General features: G+C 43.3%; 17 protein-coding genes, 1 tRNA gene and 1 pseudogene. 16 read left to right on the top strand and 3 right to left on the bottom strand.

What is annotated here, in order from left to right; all coding sequences use genetic code 11:
• Positions 1–597 precede the first annotated feature (597 nt).
• From EJ419_RS03240 to EJ419_RS03180, 13 genes and pseudogenes are all read left to right on the top strand, one after another.
• On the top strand, positions 598–1794 hold the full coding sequence (locus tag EJ419_RS03240; RefSeq protein ID WP_131283567.1) for a pyridoxal phosphate-dependent aminotransferase: 1197 nt from the start codon (positions 598–600) through the stop codon (positions 1792–1794).
• 184 nt (positions 1795–1978) lie between these two features.
• Positions 1979–2051 (top strand) — tRNA-Trp (locus EJ419_RS03235).
• Between the two features lie 46 nt (positions 2052–2097).
• On the top strand, positions 2098–2331 hold the full coding sequence (gene secE / locus EJ419_RS03230; protein WP_131283565.1) for a preprotein translocase subunit SecE: 234 nt from the start codon (positions 2098–2100) through the stop codon (positions 2329–2331).
• 60 nt (positions 2332–2391) lie between these two features.
• Positions 2392–3204, top strand: coding sequence for a transcription termination/antitermination protein NusG (nusG, locus tag EJ419_RS03225; RefSeq protein ID WP_131283563.1), 813 nt, complete (start codon positions 2392–2394; stop codon positions 3202–3204).
• A 226-nt stretch (positions 3205–3430) separates the two neighbouring features.
• Complete coding sequence (gene rplK, locus EJ419_RS03220; protein WP_018143356.1) at positions 3431–3862, top strand: 50S ribosomal protein L11; 432 nt, start codon at positions 3431–3433, stop codon at positions 3860–3862.
• 62 nt (positions 3863–3924) lie between these two features.
• On the top strand, positions 3925–4620 hold the full coding sequence (gene rplA, locus EJ419_RS03215) for a 50S ribosomal protein L1 (protein WP_131283561.1): 696 nt from the start codon (positions 3925–3927) through the stop codon (positions 4618–4620).
• A gap of 380 nt (positions 4621–5000) precedes the next feature.
• Positions 5001–5849 carry an aldo/keto reductase gene (locus EJ419_RS03210; protein ID WP_131283559.1) on the top strand — a complete coding sequence of 283 codons (849 nt, stop codon included), beginning with the start codon at positions 5001–5003 and terminating at the stop codon, positions 5847–5849.
• A 28-nt stretch (positions 5850–5877) separates the two neighbouring features.
• Positions 5878–6663 carry an HNH endonuclease family protein gene (locus EJ419_RS03205; RefSeq protein ID WP_131283557.1) on the top strand — a complete coding sequence of 262 codons (786 nt, stop codon included), beginning with the start codon at positions 5878–5880 and terminating at the stop codon, positions 6661–6663.
• Between the two features lie 554 nt (positions 6664–7217).
• A complete protein-coding gene (locus EJ419_RS03200) occupies positions 7218–8489 on the top strand; it encodes a phosphate ABC transporter substrate-binding protein PstS (RefSeq protein WP_131283555.1) in 1272 nt (423 codons plus the stop codon).
• Positions 8489–9406, top strand: a pseudogene (gene pstC / locus EJ419_RS03195) (phosphate ABC transporter permease subunit PstC); the annotation flags it as partial. The gene EJ419_RS03200 and the pseudogene pstC, both read left to right, overlap by 1 nt.
• A 128-nt stretch (positions 9407–9534) precedes the next feature.
• Entirely contained in the window at positions 9535–10551 is a 1017-nt protein-coding gene (pstA, locus tag EJ419_RS03190) for a phosphate ABC transporter permease PstA (RefSeq protein WP_131283552.1), read from the top strand.
• Positions 10552–10568: 17 nt separating this feature from the next.
• Positions 10569–11348 (top strand): phosphate ABC transporter ATP-binding protein PstB, encoded by a 780-nt coding sequence (pstB, locus tag EJ419_RS03185; RefSeq protein WP_131283550.1) that lies wholly within the window; start codon positions 10569–10571, stop codon positions 11346–11348.
• 172 nt (positions 11349–11520) lie between these two features.
• Entirely contained in the window at positions 11521–12900 is a 1380-nt protein-coding gene (locus EJ419_RS03180) for an NCS2 family permease (RefSeq protein WP_131283548.1), read from the top strand.
• A gap of 134 nt (positions 12901–13034) precedes the next feature.
• Here the strand turns inward: EJ419_RS03180 and EJ419_RS08555 are convergent, their stop codons facing one another.
• Both EJ419_RS08555 and EJ419_RS03170 read right to left on the bottom strand, forming a co-directional pair.
• Complete coding sequence (locus EJ419_RS08555) at positions 13035–13427, bottom strand: VanZ family protein (RefSeq protein ID WP_420836907.1); 393 nt, start codon at positions 13425–13427, stop codon at positions 13035–13037.
• Positions 13428–13830: 403 nt separating this feature from the next.
• Positions 13831–14865, bottom strand: a complete 1035-nt coding sequence (locus EJ419_RS03170) for an aggregation-promoting factor C-terminal-like domain-containing protein (RefSeq protein ID WP_131283544.1) — start codon at positions 14863–14865, stop codon at positions 13831–13833.
• Between the two features lie 400 nt (positions 14866–15265).
• Here EJ419_RS03170 and EJ419_RS03165 point away from each other — a divergent pair, with 400 nt between their 5' ends.
• Both EJ419_RS03165 and EJ419_RS03160 read left to right on the top strand, forming a co-directional pair.
• Positions 15266–16723, top strand: coding sequence for a hypothetical protein (locus EJ419_RS03165; RefSeq protein WP_131283543.1), 1458 nt, complete (start codon positions 15266–15268; stop codon positions 16721–16723).
• Between the two features lie 8 nt (positions 16724–16731).
• Complete coding sequence (locus tag EJ419_RS03160) at positions 16732–17193, top strand: hypothetical protein (RefSeq protein WP_131283531.1); 462 nt, start codon at positions 16732–16734, stop codon at positions 17191–17193.
• A gap of 129 nt (positions 17194–17322) precedes the next feature.
• Here EJ419_RS03160 and trxA read toward each other — a convergent pair whose 3' ends face one another.
• A complete protein-coding gene (trxA, locus tag EJ419_RS03155; RefSeq protein ID WP_131283529.1) occupies positions 17323–17703 on the bottom strand; it encodes a thioredoxin in 381 nt (126 codons plus the stop codon).
• A 111-nt stretch (positions 17704–17814) separates the two neighbouring features.
• Between trxA and EJ419_RS03150 the strand changes: the two genes are divergently transcribed.
• A complete protein-coding gene (locus EJ419_RS03150; RefSeq protein ID WP_131283527.1) occupies positions 17815–18444 on the top strand; it encodes a DUF4916 domain-containing protein in 630 nt (209 codons plus the stop codon).
• Positions 18445–18716: the final 272 nt, after the last annotated feature.

The raw sequence follows: 18716 nt of genomic DNA, 5'->3' as shown, positions 1-18716 counted from the left end.
AATGACACTCATACTTTATAGTGCTTTCCTCACCACAATTTTCGCGAATCTACCGACAAGTGGGGGAGTAATGATATGGGGCATTGGCCTTTATATAGTGCTGACTTGTACAGTATATGCATTTGCTCTTCGCAAAGCATGGAAAATTCATAATTATCGATCATGGATTTTGGTAATCTCTCCGATAGTTGCGACGATCTTTTTATCTATCTATAACACGAACTTGTCAAGGATGATGATTTATCTGCTGTTTATAGCATTGGGCTATTTCTTCGAATATCGTTATAGATTCACAGATAAGGAGAAATAAATGTGCTGCAGGGTTTATCGCGTATAGCAAACTTCGCAGCACATATGATTATTGGTTAATTGCGATGATGCAGAGAAACATAGAGATATCGTATGGTCGTGATGACATCTATTCCAATGATAATGAACCAAGTTTCAAGTGAAGTAAAAGCATCATGGAGGTTTCCATGATGAATAATAGCGAGGTTAAGAAGAAATAAAGAATAGTTAGCATACTATTTAATCACGTTTTAACGCCTCGGCAGGATTCTTATAATTTGAGTTCATGGAATGTAATAATATGAAGCTATGCCAAAAATGAGTTCACGCATCAATAATGTAGCCCCATCCGCCACTCTCGAAGTTGATTTAAAAGCCAAAGCTTTAAAAGCCAGTGGCGTTGATATTATCGGCTTTGGGGCTGGCGAGCCTGATTTCCCAACTCCGGAAAATATTGTTGAAGCTGCAGTAGATGCAGCACGTGATCCAAGAAATCATCGTTATACAGCGACTCCGGGATTGCCAGAACTACGAGAAGCAATTGCACAAAAGACTTTGCGCGATAGCGGATACTCTGTAGACGCTGATCAGGTAGTTGTGACCAATGGTGGCAAGCAAGCTGTATTTATGAGCTTCCAAATTCTTTTGGACGAAGGCGATGAAGTTATCGTTCCAACTCCATGCTGGGTATCTTATCCTGAGACAATTAAGCTTGCAGGTGGCGTACCAGTGGAAGTTTTTGCTGGTTCTGATCAAAAGTTTGAACCAACGATTGAGCAGATTAAAGCTGCCGCAACGAGTAAAACTAAGGCAATTATCGTAAATTCGCCAAATAATCCAACTGGTGCCGTGTGGTCTGCAGAGACGCTCGAAGCAATTGCTCAATGGGCGATTGACAATGATGTATGGGTTATCTCTGATGAAATTTATGAACACATGATTTACGATGGTCGTCAAACTGATCGTATCGGTTCACTCGTGCCGCGAGTACGTGACCGCCTTATCGTTCTCAATGGCGTTGCAAAGACTTACGCGATGACTGGATGGCGTGTTGGCTGGATGATTGCCCCACATGATGTAGCAAAAGCTGCTGGTAAACTTCAGGGACATTTAACGTCCAATGTATCTAATGTTCCTCAACGCGCCGCGCTTGAGGCAGTCTCGGGAGATCTCACTGCGGTTGAGCAAATGCGTGAAGCGTTTGACCGTCGTCGTCATGCAATAGTTGAAGCGCTCAACGCGATGCCGGGCGTGTCGTGTGCGATTCCGGCAGGGGCATTCTATGCATTCGCAGATTTCACTCAGCTACTTGGAAAGCCTCTGGGTAAGAATGACACAGTGTGCGATACCACGGCACAACTCGCAGCACTTATTCTAGAGGAAGTGCATGTAGCTGCGGTTCCTGGTGAAGGTTTTAGCGCTCCTGGGTATATTCGTTTCTCGTATGCCCTTGCAGATAATGATCTTAACGAGGGGATGACGAGGCTTGCAAATTGGCTCAAATAAGAGGCTGAGATACGCAAAAGTGTAAAGCTTTGGAAGAAACGATTTGGTTATGATTAGACTAAATCGACATTCCACGGTAAACTGAACATTTGGCGGATGACGCCACGCATTGACACATAGTCTATGGCTCTTGTCAGAATATTAAGGCAATCCCATGGATTGTGTACGATGTTTAAGTACACCTAGGGGTCTGGCGCAATTGGTAGCGCAACGGTCTCCAAAACCGTAGGTTGTGGGTTCGAGTCCCGCGGCCCCTGCTAGGGCAGTAAGAACTGCGAGCATTTATTTAAGTAAGGATTGCACATGGCGAAGTCTGAGGATAAGAAGGCTGTAAAAGTTCGCAAGCCAAATATCTTCTTGCGCATTGGTATGTTCATTCGACAGACCTTCGAAGAAATGTCAAAGGTAGTAGCACCTTCTGGTAAAGAACTTCTCGGCTGGTCTGTTGCTGTGTTCATTTTCGTAGTCTTGCTTATGGTATTCATCACGAGCCTTGATTTCGGTCTTGGCCGCTTGATGGTTACGCTCTTTGGCTAATCGTTTTACGATATTTTTTACGATAATACTGAATTTATTCGCGCAATCCAGTAGGGAATTATGACTGACAATTTTGAAGACCAAGTAGAAGAAACTGTTGAATTAGACGATCCAACAGTTGTGGTCGCTGATGCCGTAGAAGAGAAGAACTCTGAAGAAACGGATCCAAGCCAGGATGCACTTGCCGAAGTAGTTGAGCAAGCTTCCGAGACTGAAACAGCTGAAGAAGTCGCTGAAGATATGGAAGAAGATCTCGATCCGGGCGAAAAGGCTGTTAAGGATTTCTCAAAGTCGCTGCGCGGCTTAGAAGGTAAGTGGTATGTACTTCACACATACTCTGGCTATGAGAAGCGTGTAAAGATGAACGTGGAATCACGCGTTTCTTCATACGGTCTTGAAAGCCAAATCTTCCAGGTTGAAGTGCCTATGGAAGAGGTGGAGCAGCATACAGACAAGGGCAAGAAGATTGTTACCCGCGTGCGTATCCCAGGCTATGTACTTATTCGTATGTGGCCAGATGAGGATGCTCGTCGTATCGTACGCGAAACTGAAGGTGTAACAGGCTTCGTAGGAAACGGTGGAGAACCAGCACCATTGTCGCGCAAAGAAGTTGTTTCCATGATGGCGCCAATGATTCGCTCTGAAGCTTTGAAGAATTCTGGCGATAGCACAGCTCGTCAGAAGGCTCGTAAGATTGAAGTAAGCTTCGCAGTAGGCGAGTCAGTAACTGTTACCGATGGTCCATTCGCTACGATGCCAGCTGTTATTTCTGAGGTTAGCGCTGCTACACAGAAGCTTTCTGTGTTGGTCTCTATCTTTGGTCGTGACACACCTGTGGAGCTTGGCTTCGATCAGGTCGCAAAAATCGATTAATTAAAATAATTATTGAATCAAGTCGATTAAAATATTTTAGGATGTTCCGTACACGTTGAGTGTGCGGAACATTTGTATTTGTCATGGAAATCAGGCATAATAGTAAGGCTTGCCTTTTTTGGGTGCGCGAAAGCGTGCTCAAGAAGGTGTAATAGATAAAAATCGCGGGAGGGGTGAGCATTTGTGCGAACTCCGTTGAACCGCTAACAGAAAGAAGAACCATAAAATGGCTCCTAAGAAGAAAGTCTCAGCACTCATTAAGCTGCAGATTGCTGCAGGTAAGGCAAATCCTGCTCCACCACTGGGTCCTGCATTGGGTTCCCATGGTGTGAACATCATGGACTTCACCAAGGCATACAACGATGCTACAAAGGATAAGATCGGTCAGATTATCCCAGTAGAAATCACTGTATACGAAGATCGTTCCTTCACCTTCGTTTTGAAGACTCCTCCAGCAGCAGAGCTTCTTCGCAAGGCAGCTGGCGTGGATAAGGGTGCAGGTAACCCACTCACCACTAAGGTTGGTTCCGTAACCAAGGCGCAGGTACGCGAAATCGCTGAAACTAAGATGGCTGATTTGTCTGCTCGTGATATCGAAGCTGGCATGAAGATCATCGAAGGTACCGCACGTTCTATGGGTATCACCGTAACTGACTAATAATTATCCACTAAGCAGAAGGGCAAACGCTTGCCCACACTGCGACTGCTAAGGAGAAGCAGATGACAAAGCGTTCTAAGAAGTATCGCGAAGCTGCCGAGAAGGTAGATCGTTCAAACCTCTATACCGCATCTGAAGCTATTGCATTGCTCAAGAGCATGCCAGAGCGCGGTTTCGATGAGACCATTGAGGCTGTATACAACCTCAACGTTGATCCACGTAAGGCTGACCAGCTTGTTCGCGGTACCGTGAACTTGCCAAACGGCACTGGTAAGACTGCACGCGTAATCGTATTTGCACGTGGTCCACAGGCAACAGCAGCTCTTGAAGCTGGTGCTGATGAGGTCGGCGATGCAGAGCTTATCGAGAAGGTATCTAAGGGTTACACTGACTTCGATGCAGTAGTAGCAACTCCAGATATGATGGGCCAGGTTGGTCGTCTTGGTCGTGTACTTGGTCCTCGTGGTTTGATGCCAAACCCTAAGACTGGTACCGTAACCATGGATGTAGCTAAGGCTGTTTCTGACATCAAGGGCGGTAAGATTGAATTCCGCGTTGATCGTCACGGTAACTTGAGCTTTATCGTTGGTAAGCGTAGCTTTACTGAAGAAGCTCTCGAAGAGAACTTCCGCGCAGTAGCTGACGAAATCCGTCGTTTGAAGCCAACCACTGTTAAGGGTCGCTACATTACTAAGGTAACCATGACTTCTACAATGGGTCCTGGTGTTCCTTTGGACGTAGCTCCATTGGCTGCATAGTTCGCGATTAGTATACGAACATTTTATAAAATCTGTCCTGCTAGCAACCTGTATAGGGAGTTGGTAGGGTAGATTTTTTGTATGCGAGGATAGGATGACAGTCATCTGCATGTGGATTCTGCATGTTGATGACTGTATCGAATTTTTTATAAAGTTTTGGGCATAGTGGTACGTGCTGCGCATGATTATAACGATTTCCGCACATAAAATTGACCTGCTGTGCCCAAAAGATAGGGTTATAATAATTAGCACATTTTTGCATATATTCCAGAATTTACGATTTTGGTAAACAGCGTAGTATCGGTGGAACAATTGTGGATAACACGCCAGTGATATAAATTTTGGGCGGGATTTTAGACAATATCCGCTAATCTGAAAATATGATTGAAGCTTTGAACGTAACTTTAAATGATGGAAATACTATCCCACAAATAGGGGTGGGGGTATTGCGCATTGATGATGCAGATGTTACTCGCGTGGTCGAAGATGCGATTGAAGTAGGATATCGCCACATTGATACAGCAGCAGGCTATGGCAATGAGGAAGGCGTAGGAACAGGGCTAGTCCAAGCGGGTTATGCGTCGGGTGAAAATCGACGCAAGATTTGGTTAACGACAAAGTTACGTGATTCTGAGCAAGGATATGACAGCGTATTGCGTGCATTCGATAGGCAAATCGCACTGTTGAAGACAGAGTATGTGGATATGTATATGATTCACTGGCCAACACCTTTTGATTGGCGCAGTGATAGTGTATGGAAAGCATTTTCTCAGTTACGAGACTCTGGTGTAGTCAAAACTCTTGGAGTATGCAATTTTATGCCAACCGATTTAGACCGCTTATATGCACAAGTGGGTGAATATCCAGCGGTTAATCAAATTGAATTGCATCCAACATTCCAGCAGCGCGAAGTCGTTGATTATTGTAAGCGACATGATATAGCCGTTCAAGCATACTCTCCAATGGCTCGTGGTGCTGATTTAACCGCAGGTGGGCAGACTCTTCGTGATATTGCATTGAAACACAATGCAACAATTGCGCAAGTAATTCTCGCATGGCATCTACATAAAGGGACTATTATCATTCCAAAATCAGTGCATAAAGAGCGTTTAGCTGAAAATTTAGCGAGTAGTAATCTGTTTTTGAATGATGAAGAAATAGCCTTCATTGATTCTCTTGATACTCCCAACCGTGCAGGACACGATCCGGCTACTTTCTCGTACAGTTAGTTACTGATGAATGCATGTGTGGTGAGTTATGCCTCGAAAAAATTATTCGCATCGAAAGAATCAGTCACAACAGTCACAGGACAGGTATCAAACTGAAATTAATCGAAAGATTAAAAGGATTAGTTCACAGTGGAAGCTGCTTATCTTAGGAATTGTTATTCTTGGGATTCTTATTGGCTGGATGCTTCCGCAAGTAAGCGATTCAATTAATCGTGCTACGGGTGGATATACAGCTACAGGAGAGGCAGCTGATACATTACAAACTCTTGCTGTTGTCGATGATCCTAAGCCTTTGAGCAATTATAATCGAGAGTATTTTGGCTTTAGGGAAACTGATACTGATGGCAATGGCTGCGATGTACGCGAAGATGTTCTTGCGCGTGATTTAAGTGATGTAAAATTCAAAAATAAAAGCTCGTGCAAAGTAGTATCGGGGATACTTAATGATCCGTATACAGGTAAAACGATACGTTTTAAGCGCGGTGTTAGAACAAGTGCTGCTGTACAGATCGACCATGTCGTTGCATTGAGTAACGCATGGAATTCAGGCGCGTATAAATGGAAAACAGATAAATTGCGTTTATTTGGTAATGATATGTACAATCTTCTCGCTGTAGATGGTCCAGCGAATCAAGAGAAATCTGATGCGTCGGCAGATTTATGGCTGCCTGAAAATACTCGTTATGACTGCGCTTATGTTGCACGTCAGATCGGCGTCAAGGCTAAGTATGAGCTTTCTGTGACAACAAGTGAGAAAAATGCCATGCTTAAGGTGTTACATAGTTGTCCAGCAGAAAAAATACCCACTCGGTGACCAGTGGTATCTGACATAGGCAAGCAATGATAGCAACGCTAACAATGATATTAGTGATATTAAATGGTTGAATCTATCTGAAATGTGCAGTATTCGTGTTTATGGATGAGCTATGTACCTATAAAAGAATATGAAAAAGCCGATGATTCCAAGAGAAGAGGGTTAATAGAGGATAATCACCGGCTTCCACAAATATAACGTGAATAGCCGCGTCTTTCAAACGCGAAACGCAAAAAAATTGCTTAAACCATATTTTGCAAGGCGTGTCCGGAGTGTTGAATTTATGCCATTAGTGAAGAGATATAAATTGTCAGCATGAAGAAAAGAAATAAGGTGACAGAAATTTTTTCATTAAAAAGCTAAAAATATGCGCAAATTTTGCGTTCTATTTCGTACTGTCTCGTTTTATATCGTTTCATGTCGCGATAAATATGGATTTGACAGCTTCTTACTGTAAAATAACTAGTGCCCATTCAAAATGAGTATTGAGAGAAGTTATGCGTCACAAACATCAGTATCGTTGTGGTTATATGCGTGAGAGTGCATCACAATGTATGACACAGGGTACACCACAAAATGAGTCACTTGTGAAGGTGCGTAGCAAATCCTGGCGTGCATTTATTGCCTCGGTAGTAGCAGGTGCGTGCATTTTTAGCTTGGCAGCATGCGGCGATAATACCCCAAGCTCGGCATTAGCATACGATTCAACGCATAATACATGGGCTTCAGAAAAACTGACACCACTTACAGGCGAATTCGCGGCATCAGGAGCCTCTTCGCAAAAATCTGCAGTAGATGCATGGATTGTCGGCTATAGCTCAGCACAACCGCATATTTCTATCTCTTATGATCCATCAGGCTCGGGGGCAGGTGTTAATGCTTTTCTTACAGGTGCTGTATCGTGGGCGGGTACGGATGCTCCTCTTAGCCAAGCGCAATTACAAGCTTCTCAAGCGGTATGCAATGGCGATAATGCTTTTGAAATCCCGACGTACGTTTCCCCTATTGCATTAGCATATAATCTTTCAGAGTATGGTTTGAATGGTAATGCCATACAGCTATCAGCAACCACTATTGCGAAGATTTTTAATGGATCGATTACGATGTGGGATGATAACGATATCCGGCAAGAGAATCCAGAAATTGCAAGTAAACTTCCGCATATAGAAATTACTCCAGTATGGCGTTTGGATAAATCGGGTACTACAAGAACTTTCCAGACGTATTTGCATCAGGCAGCTGGCGATGAATGGTCGAGCGAGCCAAGCGAAACGTGGCCAAATTCTATCGGCCAAGGCGCAAAGGGAACTCCTGGCGTTGTGATGACAATTGGTCAGGCACAAGGCACAATCGGATATGCTGATTACGCTCAAACAAGTGGCCTGGGAACAGTAGCTGTCAAAGTGGGTGACTATTACGTCGATCCTACACCAGATGCGACAGCAGAATTAATTGCTAACTCCACGTGGAACAAAGATGCTCACAAACAAGGACGTTATGTTCTTGATGTGGACTATGCAACTCAATCAGAGGGGGTATACCCAATAGCCTTGGTGAGCTATGATGTGGCGTGCCGTGTTTATCCGGATAAACGAGATGCGACGTTTGTAAAACAGTGGCTTAGCTATGTACTCAGCGATGCAGGACAGATAATTGCTCAAGATAATGCAGGAGCAGCACCATTGCCGAAAGCGTTACGCAATCAGATGTTGAGGACAGTTAAAACGATTACTAGTGCTTCGGATAGTAAATCCAGCAGCGGTTCAGAGGCTAAGGGACGCTCAGATAAAGCTTCCCAGCACAGTACGAATGTGCAGGTGCGATGATGAAGAAATTTAGTGCTGATAAGCTTTTCAAATGGTGTGCAGTAGGTGCGGGCGTGCTTATCCTCGCGGTTCTCGCAGCTGTAGCTGTATTCTTACTCATTCAAGCAAGCCCTGTTTTTATTGGTGATCGTGACGCTGCTGCGCATTCGATTTCTTCATTCACCGGTGGAAGCACGACAAACTTCTTTGTTTTTGTCGGACCACTCATCTTTGGAACGATTCTTGCCTCCGCACTTGCGCTATTTCTTGCTTTCTTCGTCGCTGTTGGAATTGCGTTGTTCATTTCGCATTATGCGCCAAAACGACTGGCATCGGTGCTAAGTTACATTGTTGATCTTCTGGCAGCTATCCCATCGGTTGTTTATGGCTTATGGGGTGCTTTTGTGCTTGTGCCACATACATATCCGGTATGGAAAGTAATTAACAGTGTATTGGGATGGATTCCGCTTTTTGGAGGTCCTGTATCAAATCCTCCACGTACCATAGCGACAGTTTCCATCGTGCTTGCAGTGATGATTTTGCCAATTATTACTTCTATGGCGCGAGATATTTTTGTGCAGACTCCGTTACTTCAGCAAGAAGCAGCACTTGCACTAGGTGCTACTAAATGGGAAATGATTAAATTGGCGGTACTTCCATTTGGTACAAATGGACTCGTATCAGCTTCTATGCTTGGATTAGGCCGTGCTCTGGGAGAGACCATGGCAGTGCTTATGATTCTTTCGCCAGGCAGTACATACGGAATTCATATTTTCACAGCTTCTCGTAATCAGACCATCGCCGCGAATATTGCAGCACAATTCCCTGAAGCAGATTCTATGGGTGTATCAACCTTGATTGCAACTGGTTTGGTCTTATTTGTCATTACTTTCGCTGTCAATTACATTGCCCGACGAATTACGCATCGTTCTTCGTCAAAGAAAAATGGCATGATAGCTAGTGTTATGGCTTGGTCCACGAGAAAGTTCTCCTCACGGAACGCCAACCACAGCGCCGTGTCTAAGAGTGATACGGGCGATAATAACAACGGGAAGGCTGGTGAATAATGTCAGATAAGAATCAAACTCAGACAGTTGAACCACAAGCTTTGGATCCTGATTTCGTACCAACTCCAGACTTCGATAAGTTTAAGCCTTCTCGTTCTTCTCTTGCTGCGCGTAAGCGTACAGATTTGCTCATGCGAATTCTCATTTATATCGCATTTGTCATAGCGCTTATTCCGCTTATTTCAGTCTTGTATACCACTGTGGTTAACGGCGTTCATCGTTTCGATTGGTATTTTTTGACGCATAATATGCGAGGCGTTGTTGGTGGACTTTACCCGTATGGCGGCATTCTTCACGCTGCTGTCGGCACGCTTGAGATTACTTTAGGAGCAGTTCTTATATCTGTTCCTATCGGCATTATGACAGCCGTATATCTTGTCGAGTATTCAGCTAAGAAGCGCTTGCATAAAGCTATTTCTTTCCTCATTGACGTTATGAGCGGTATCCCATCAATCGTCGCTGGTTTATTTGCATACGCGATGTTTAGTCTTATTCTAGGGCCTGGAACGATGAACGGTTTCGTCGGTTCAGTTGCTCTTTCTATTTTGATGATTCCTACAATTGTCCGAACAACCGAGGAAATGCTTTCTATCGTTCCTGTTGATTTGCGTGAGGCATCGTATGCTTTGGGTGTTTCGAAATCACGAACTATTGTGAAAATTGTTCTACGCACAGCTTTACCGGGAATCGTTTCAGGGGTCATTCTTGCGATTGCTCGAGTCATCGGTGAGACGGCTCCGCTTCTTGTTACGGCTGGTGCAATTTCCAGTACGAATTTTAACCTCTTCTCAGGGCGCATGACTACCTTGCCGGTTTACGTATATAACGAATTCCAACAGGGTATCGCATCCTGTCCAACGATATCGAAGTTTGGATCCGACGATTTCGGCTTGTGCGTGCCGGGAATTCGTATGGAAAGAGCATGGGCAGCCGCTCTTGTGCTTATCATTGTTGTGCTTATCTTGAATGCTATCGGTCGCCTTGTGGCGAAGATTTTCTCCGTGAAAACGAAGTAAGAAGAAGGAAGATTAATATGGGACAGCGTATTGATGTCAATCATCTCAACGTGTACTATGGGGACTTCCATGCAGTAGACGATGTGAATATGGTGCTTGAATCCAATAAGGTAACCGCATTTATCGGTCCTTCAGGCTGTGGAAAATCAACTGTGTTACGCACGCTTAACCGTATGCATGAGACTACTCCTGGTGCTCATGTTACGGGTGAAGTTCTACTTGAGGGAAAAGATTTGTATGCACCCGACACGGATCCTGTAGAGGTGCGGCGAGATGTAGGAATGGTTTTCCAGCGTCCTAACCCATTCCCGACAATGTCTATTCGAGAAAATGTTTTAGCTGGAGTGAAGCTTAATAACAAGCATATTTCAAAATCTGATGCCGACGATTTAGTTGAATGGGCTCTTCGTGGTGCCGCACTATGGAATGATGTCAAAGACCGCTTGGATAAGCCAGGCATCGGTCTTTCTGGTGGGCAACAGCAACGTCTGTGCATTGCGCGTGCAGTTGCTGTACATCCGCAAGTTCTTCTTATGGACGAGCCATGCTCGGCTCTGGACCCTATTTCTACACTTGCAGTTGAGGACCTGATTGGCGAGCTAAAAGATGAATTCACAATCGTCATAGTGACACATAATATGCAGCAAGCTGCTCGTGTAAGTGACACAACTGCTTTCTTCAATACTCAAGGATCAGGTAAACCAGGTCATCTCGTGGAGATGGCTGATACCACTACAATTTTTTCCAATCCACAATCCGAAGAAACAGAAAATTATATTTCTGGTCGCTTCGGCTAATAATTAAGGTTCTAAGTCCTGTAGGTACTTAGAATCACGAATCATATGGACATACTTATGGGGGAGTTAGCTATAAGTATGCTTCGTATGATGTGAGACTGGGAGACTCGGCGCCGTGCGGTTTTCAAACGGAGCTACGAAAAATTAACTAGAGAAAGAAAAACGAAGACACATGGAAAAGTTCTTCAAACTAAAGGAAAATGGTACCTCAGTATCAACTGAAATTACTGCAGGTTTGACCACTTTCTTCGCAATGGCCTACATCATTGCAGTCAACCCAAGCATTCTGAGCCAGACCGGTATGCCATGGGGTGCAGTGTTCCTTGCTACCCTGATCGCGTCGATTATTGGTACGCTCATCATGGGTCTGTTCGCAAACGTACCATATGGTCTTGCTCCTGGAATGGGACTAAACGCATTCTTTACCTTCACTGTCGTTAAAGGCGTAGGCTTTACATGGCAAGAAGCTATGGCAATGGTATTTGTATGCGGCATTATCAATATCATTATTACCGCTACATCACTGCGTAAGATGATTATTAAGTCCATTCCCCCTATGCTTCAGCATGCAATTGGTGGTGGTATCGGCGTATTCATTGCTTATGTCGGACTTCTTAATATTAACGTTGTCAATTTTAAATCTGGATCTCCAGCTCTGTCATCCTTCGCAGATCCTCAGTTGCAAGTATTCCTTATCGGTCTGATCGTGGCAATCATCATGCTGGTAGTAAAGTTCCCGCCAAAGCTGAGTTGGCTGAATAAAGGAGCTTTCGTTATCGCTATCGTCGTTGCAGCACTAGCTGGAATTCCATATGGCATCACTTCTATGGGCAAGTCCATTAGCCTTGTAGAATCGTTCCAACAACTTCCACAGACTTTCTTGGCTATTTTCACTCCGCAAGGATTCCCATCGCTGTTCTCTAATGCATCACGTATTCCTCTCGTTCTCGTGACGATTTTCGCTTTCTCCCTTTCTGATACTTTCGATACTATCGGCACCTTCATTGGAACTGGTCGTCGTGCTGGAATCTTCTCCGAAGAAGATGAAAAGGAGATGGAAGAGGGTAAGGGCTTTAGCTCAAAGATGGACAAGGCTCTCTTTGCTGACGCGACTGCTACTTCTATAGGTTCATTGCTCGGTACTTCGAATACCACTACCTACGTGGAATCAGCAGCGGGCATCGCAGCAGGTGGTCGTACTGGTTTGACTTCTGTGATTGTGGCTATTGGTTTTGCTCTTTCAGCCATTTTTGCACCACTCATTTCCGCAATCCCAAGCGCTGCAACATCACCAGTGCTTGTTATTGTCGGTTGCATGATGATTAGCTCTTTTGCTGACATCGATTGGTCGGATTTGACAGTTGCAATTCCTGCATTCTTCACCAGTATCTTTATGGCATTCGCGTATTCCATCTCTTATGGAATCGCAGCGGGCTTCATTACGTACTGTGTTGTGAAGGTATGCAAGGGTGAAGGAAAGAAAGTACACCCAATTATTTGGGCAGTCGCAGTACTCTTTATTGCGGATCTTGCATTACAAGCAATTATCTAGGCGTATAAAAGACTGCATAATTGAGCTTTAGCTAACCTTGATTCAATTGGGTCGGTTCTATAGAAGATTGCTATAGAACCGACCCAAAATATATGTGGAAAGAGACGTGTATATCTGTGAAGCTAATGTGAGAGTCAGATAGAAGGGTTAGCTTTTCTAATTGAGAAGAGATTCCCACTAGATTCGATATACCAACCGCATGATTTGTAATAATCAATTATCAGATAGCCCAGAATAAAACCACATAAATTAAGAATGATATCGACGATATCAAGAATTCCTAGATGAAAAATATATTGGGAAAACTCGCAGCTGAGTATAACTAGTAAAAAGATAAGTACTGAACGAGTCATAGATTTAGACTTAATGGAGATACAACTTCCGATAGGAATAAATAGAAGCATATTTATGAATACTGTAATCGGCAAATCTCGAATTTGATTGATGATGTCTAGAGGATTGAGATTTACAGAGCTAAAACCGCGACTTTTGAACATAACCAGCATAATGGTTAATATGCAATACAAGCTGAAGCATACAGCAATAAAGAATTTTGAATATTTATTAATGAATATTTGAAAAGATAATAAAGATATTAATAGTGAACACAGTGCTAAGAAAGAAATTATAGTAATTGGATACTCTAGTAAGTATTTATATCTGCCCAATAAGAGACATAATAAATTCCATACTTCATCAAGCTCAACAATAATGAAACGGAGAGAAAAAAGCGACAATCCCAATAATGATTGCAAGCGATAGTGCAGGTATTTTTTTCATAGATCCTCCTTGAACATGAGATACATAAAGCTGGTACATCTCTATTTTACGGTAGACATGATTATTACTTATGGAAACTGGAAATAAAATGTGGCTGGTTATTGCTTCGACATGCAATAACCAGCCACATTATAAAAGCAATATTGGGATTTAATACCAGTTGTATGACTGGGAATGAGCCCATGCGGCAGATGGTGTACCATAACGACCTGCAATGTAGTTAAGACCCCACGTGATTTGGGTAGTTGCGTTAGTCTGCCAATCAGCGCCCGCGCTCGCCATCTTGCTTCCTGGAAGAGCTTGTGGGATTCCGTAAGCGCCGGAAGGGTTTGCGGCGGTTGTACGCCAGCCAGACTCCTTATTCCATAAATTAACCAAAGCAGTAAAGTCAGATTCTGACCATCCGCGGGCAATGACCATGTCGTGTGCGATAGATTGTGCTTCGCTTACTGGTGTAGTGGTACCAAGATTTGCTGATGAAGAGCTGCTACTTGAGGATGAGGATGAAGAAGCTTTCTTTGTGCCGACATGAACTTCTTCATTTACAGGAGCTGTCTTCACATACTCGGCTATCGTCGTTGTTGAAATGACATTATCACCATTTTTAGTGACAAGATTTGTTTGCTCAACTACGCCATCTTGTCCCTTAGTTGTTACCTTACGTGTACCCGCAGCAAGAGTATCGTCCTGGACTTCTACGGTGTTGTAAGGAACAGATTGCTCAACCGTTTGTACTTCAGAATTTGCTCGAGTAATGCGAATTGTTGTGGACTCTTTTACCTTGGTATCAAGAGAAGGAGATACGCGATCGGTATCTTCGAGTGTGATATTGCCGGCTTCAAGAACGGACTTTACAGTGGTGAACTTTGTGCCCACAACCATGCGTTCAGTGCCATTGATAACTACACGAATATATTGCGAGTCTGCAGAAGCATCACCTTCACCGTTCTTTAAAGCGGTACGCAGTGTGCTTCGAGAAATATCTTGGCTGTTGCTTGTAAGTTCGTTAATCGAATATGCCGTAATATCAGACACACGAGAACCATTAAGATGACTTGCTGTCGCAACAATACCGCCAGTAGCTAACAAAACAATTGATGCAGCTCCAGCTCCCACAGCAATCCAATGCTTGCGAGTCATTTTCTTACGCAATGGTACTAATGGTTGACCGTGTCGACCTGACATAAAACCCCTAAGTTCGGCGAATAAAATCGATATTCAGTTATACGAATGCTTATTTAAACAACAAACTATGTAATTCTACCATTGATTATGTATGCTAGCCAAGTTGGGTTATGAAAACCAGGTTTTTATTACGTTGAGCGCAATGCTTTTCGTCGGGTATATGCTTGTAGCTTATACCCAAGGAAATTATTTGGGTAACCATCATCGTCGAGATAATACTTGATTTGTTGAGAGCGTGTATTTAATTCGTTCGTCGCATATCGGTGTCATTTACGGAATAGAATGAGAGCGCATTGTTAATAAATGCAAAAAAAGGATATAGAAATACAAAAATATAGGAGTTCCGATAAACTCGAAAGTGAGAATGATAATAAAAGAAAGATTGTAAAGAGGGTTTACAATGAGAAGTTTTTCTCGTTCAATCGTATGTTTAGCTACTGCAGCAATGATGAGTGTAGTAGCCAGCATAGCAGTTATTCCGTATCATGCTTACGCACAGGAAAACGAGCTACCAGTGGCACAGTTTGTTCATTCCGATGGGGAACTTTATTGCAATACTGCTGGAGTGGTGAATGCTAGCTATCACGCTGCTATTGATATTAATGTTCCAGTGACCACTATTCTTGCAGGTCTAGAAAGTGAAATGGCCACTGCTGCTGCTCAGGGGCAGCGTCCGCATGGTGTTGAAGGTAAAAACCGCACTCCATATATTGACTATAATTTTACTTTCCCGCATCGTGTGAGCTTCGGTACTATTACAACGACTAACAACTCGTCACTTATTGATAGCGATAAAATTATCAGTACTAAGGCAGATAGAAGCGTCAATGTAAAGATTTATCTTAAAGATCTTAATTGGCAACAAATTTATAATTTATATTCAGCAGATAAAGCCAATCCAAGTGCCCATACGGTAAAAATCACCATTCCTTATGCCACGTCGACACCATATCCATCTGAAGCAGCAGAATTTAGCCAAGCGAAAATAATCGGTAAGGGGTCGTTCGCATACTATTCTTCGGATACTCTTGCTGAACAGGCTCCACGTGTAGCCCCTGATATGGCATACTCGACTGATACTGTATCCTTACCATTCATGGAAGATGCAAGCTCATGTTTTAATTTGGCTCCGATGAAAACGACACGATACATTGATGAAGAAACTGGTCTTGAAGTACGTCCATCGGTTGCGGGAGTTAATTTTGCACAATTTGTTGAGATTCCTGGATATATATTTTCAGGTGTTGAACGCCGATACGGAAGCTTAACGGGAACATATAAGTATCGTAAACCATTCTCTGATATCGCTTCGGATAATTCTTCTACGATAGATGCCGATATGCTCGAGAGCACTAATGGTGGTGCATTCGATACTCAGCATGGGGCAGCAATTAGTTTGCAAGGTTCATCAGCTGTTTTTGATGTCAAAACAACGGCAAGTATTGATGATATTCGTGGTGGAAAGATTGCTGAAATTCTTGAAAAATATAAGAATGATGCCGATGCTTCATTACGCGATGTACAGTTGACTTTCGAAGTAGATTTAACGCTTCCTGAGCAGCTACAATTTACTCGAAGCTCTACTGTATCGGTTACTGATAACGATAATTTTGATGTGGACAACGTTGTTATCAGTGGGCGCAAAGCTCAAGCGATGATTAGCCTTAAGAAGGTAAATTCGATAACACGTTTTAATCAGTTGAAGCAGATCCTTGATAATCTTGATGCGAATTTAGCGGTAGTTGTGAAATCAGTGACTTTCGCAGGCTCAGCACAATCGAATACAAATTATACGATGACTGTAACAAAATTACTGGAACATTCTCGGGAACAGTTTCAGGAGAATTCGAAATCGTAACTCCTGGAATGCCTGCACCTGCATGCCCTCCAATGATGACAATTCCAGGTAGACCACGACCAGAAGATATCCCATTAGCACCTAAAGTTGATAGTACTGTGATTGATGAGCCGTCTATATTATGCTATCCACAAGTATTGAATGGTTTCGGTCAGCCAACTTGGGATGGTCCTATAAATCCGCCACGCCCGTATGGAAGACATATAGACCACAATTTCAAATACGTATTCTCTGGTGTGCAGAATCCTGAGGGTGCTGATGGAACTGGTGCTTCTGGAATCAGTCTTACAGTGCAATATCCGCAAGGTAAGAAAATAGGCAAGCCACAGAATCCGCAAAAGCATAATGATAAGAAAAAGAATCTTGCAAAGACTGGTGCTGCACTTGACGTACCAATTATAGCTGTGGCGGTGTTTGTGCTTATGACTGGAGTGCTTATAGTTGCTCGACGATATGCGCAGCAAAAGTAGCTAAAGGTGAGTAAGAAAAATAAGTCAGAAAATAAGATCGCATAAATAGCATGAGGGGTGGCTTGGGAATAATTCTCCAAGTCACCCCTCATAAACTATCTATATCTTGCTTTATCAGTATATAGTTTCTTAATTGAGAGAGTCTGAAGCCGATGATTCAGTCGAATCATCAAGCTCTACCTTGCTCATGTCGAGTTCTTCAACCTGCTTAATCAAATCTTCCAAATCGGATGCGCGAAGTGCTCCTGCCTGCTGAAATACAACTGTACCGTTCTTAATCGCCATAAGAATGGGTACGGCTTGAATATTTGCTGCCTGAGCAAGTTCTTGATTCTGATCGACATCAACTTTACCGAAGTAGATATTGTCATGCTTTTCAGAAGACTTTTCGTAGACAGGTCCGAATGCTCGACAAGGTGGGCACCATGTAGCCCAGAAATCGACGAGAACTATGTCGTTCGCATCGATGATATCGTTAAATGCATCCTGTTTAATCTCGTGAGTTGCCATAGCTCTCCTTAATTTTACGTATTTCATAGTTTACATCTACTGCATTATGCAACTGTCTACAGTCTCAAAAAATTCCTAGATTTGCTCTGAGCAAAGTGTCATAATATATGTATGCCAGTTTTACATGATGAGATTCCAGATAACGACGATTTTGATGCTGGGCGCAAGCGTGGAGAGTTTGATAATATAACGCCTGATGATTTTTTGAGAGGTACTTCCTCTCATAATCCTCCCGGATGGCTTACTTCGCGCGAGATAGATAAATTACGCGCGCAATCGCCAATTCCATATGTTGTGGTTCTTCCTGTACGAACTGATGAATTTGGGCGCATTGCTTACGTTGGCTCATTGCTCACAGCTAGTGATGATGACGGTACTGTATCTCGAACTCTTATCACAGGGCGAATTGTGTTCCACGAGACGATTAGAGAAGCAATTGCTCGCAATATTTCCAAAGATTTAGGTGATATGACTCTTCCTCATATACCGGTGAATTTACAGCCGTTTACAGTAGCTGAATTTTTCCCGACACCTGGTGTAAGCCCGTATTTTGATGCACGCCAACATGCCGTTGCATTGTGTTATATCGTCGAAATTGCTGGTGAATGTCAACCAATGGACGAAACGCTCGATGTGGAATGGGTGAGCCCCGAAACGGCGCTGACCCAAGAATTTTTAGGACAGCTTCCTAATGGTTTCGATCGCATTATGGTACAAGGACTAACTGCGGCAGGAGCGTAGATCTTTTCGTTGAAATTAAAGGAGATAAACGTTTATAGGAGGACATGACGGGGTGCTTCTATAAACGCCTTGCGATGGGAATAGACGACGAGATTTTGTGATAAAATGAGGGTAGTTTTGTAGTTGGTCTACACAAACACAAGCAAGAGAAGAGGGCTTGCTTTGGCGCAGACGCTAAAACGGTGTAAATAGCTTACGTAGTATGAATGTTGATGGGGAACCATCTTCGTTGCAGCCTTCATCTCTGTACGGTTTTGTTAGAGGGGAAGACT

Source organism: Alloscardovia theropitheci (genome assembly GCF_004332295.1).
GTDB classification, from domain to species: Bacteria; Actinomycetota; Actinomycetes; order Actinomycetales; family Bifidobacteriaceae; genus Alloscardovia; species Alloscardovia theropitheci.
This window is presented reverse-complemented; position numbering and strand designations above follow the sequence as displayed.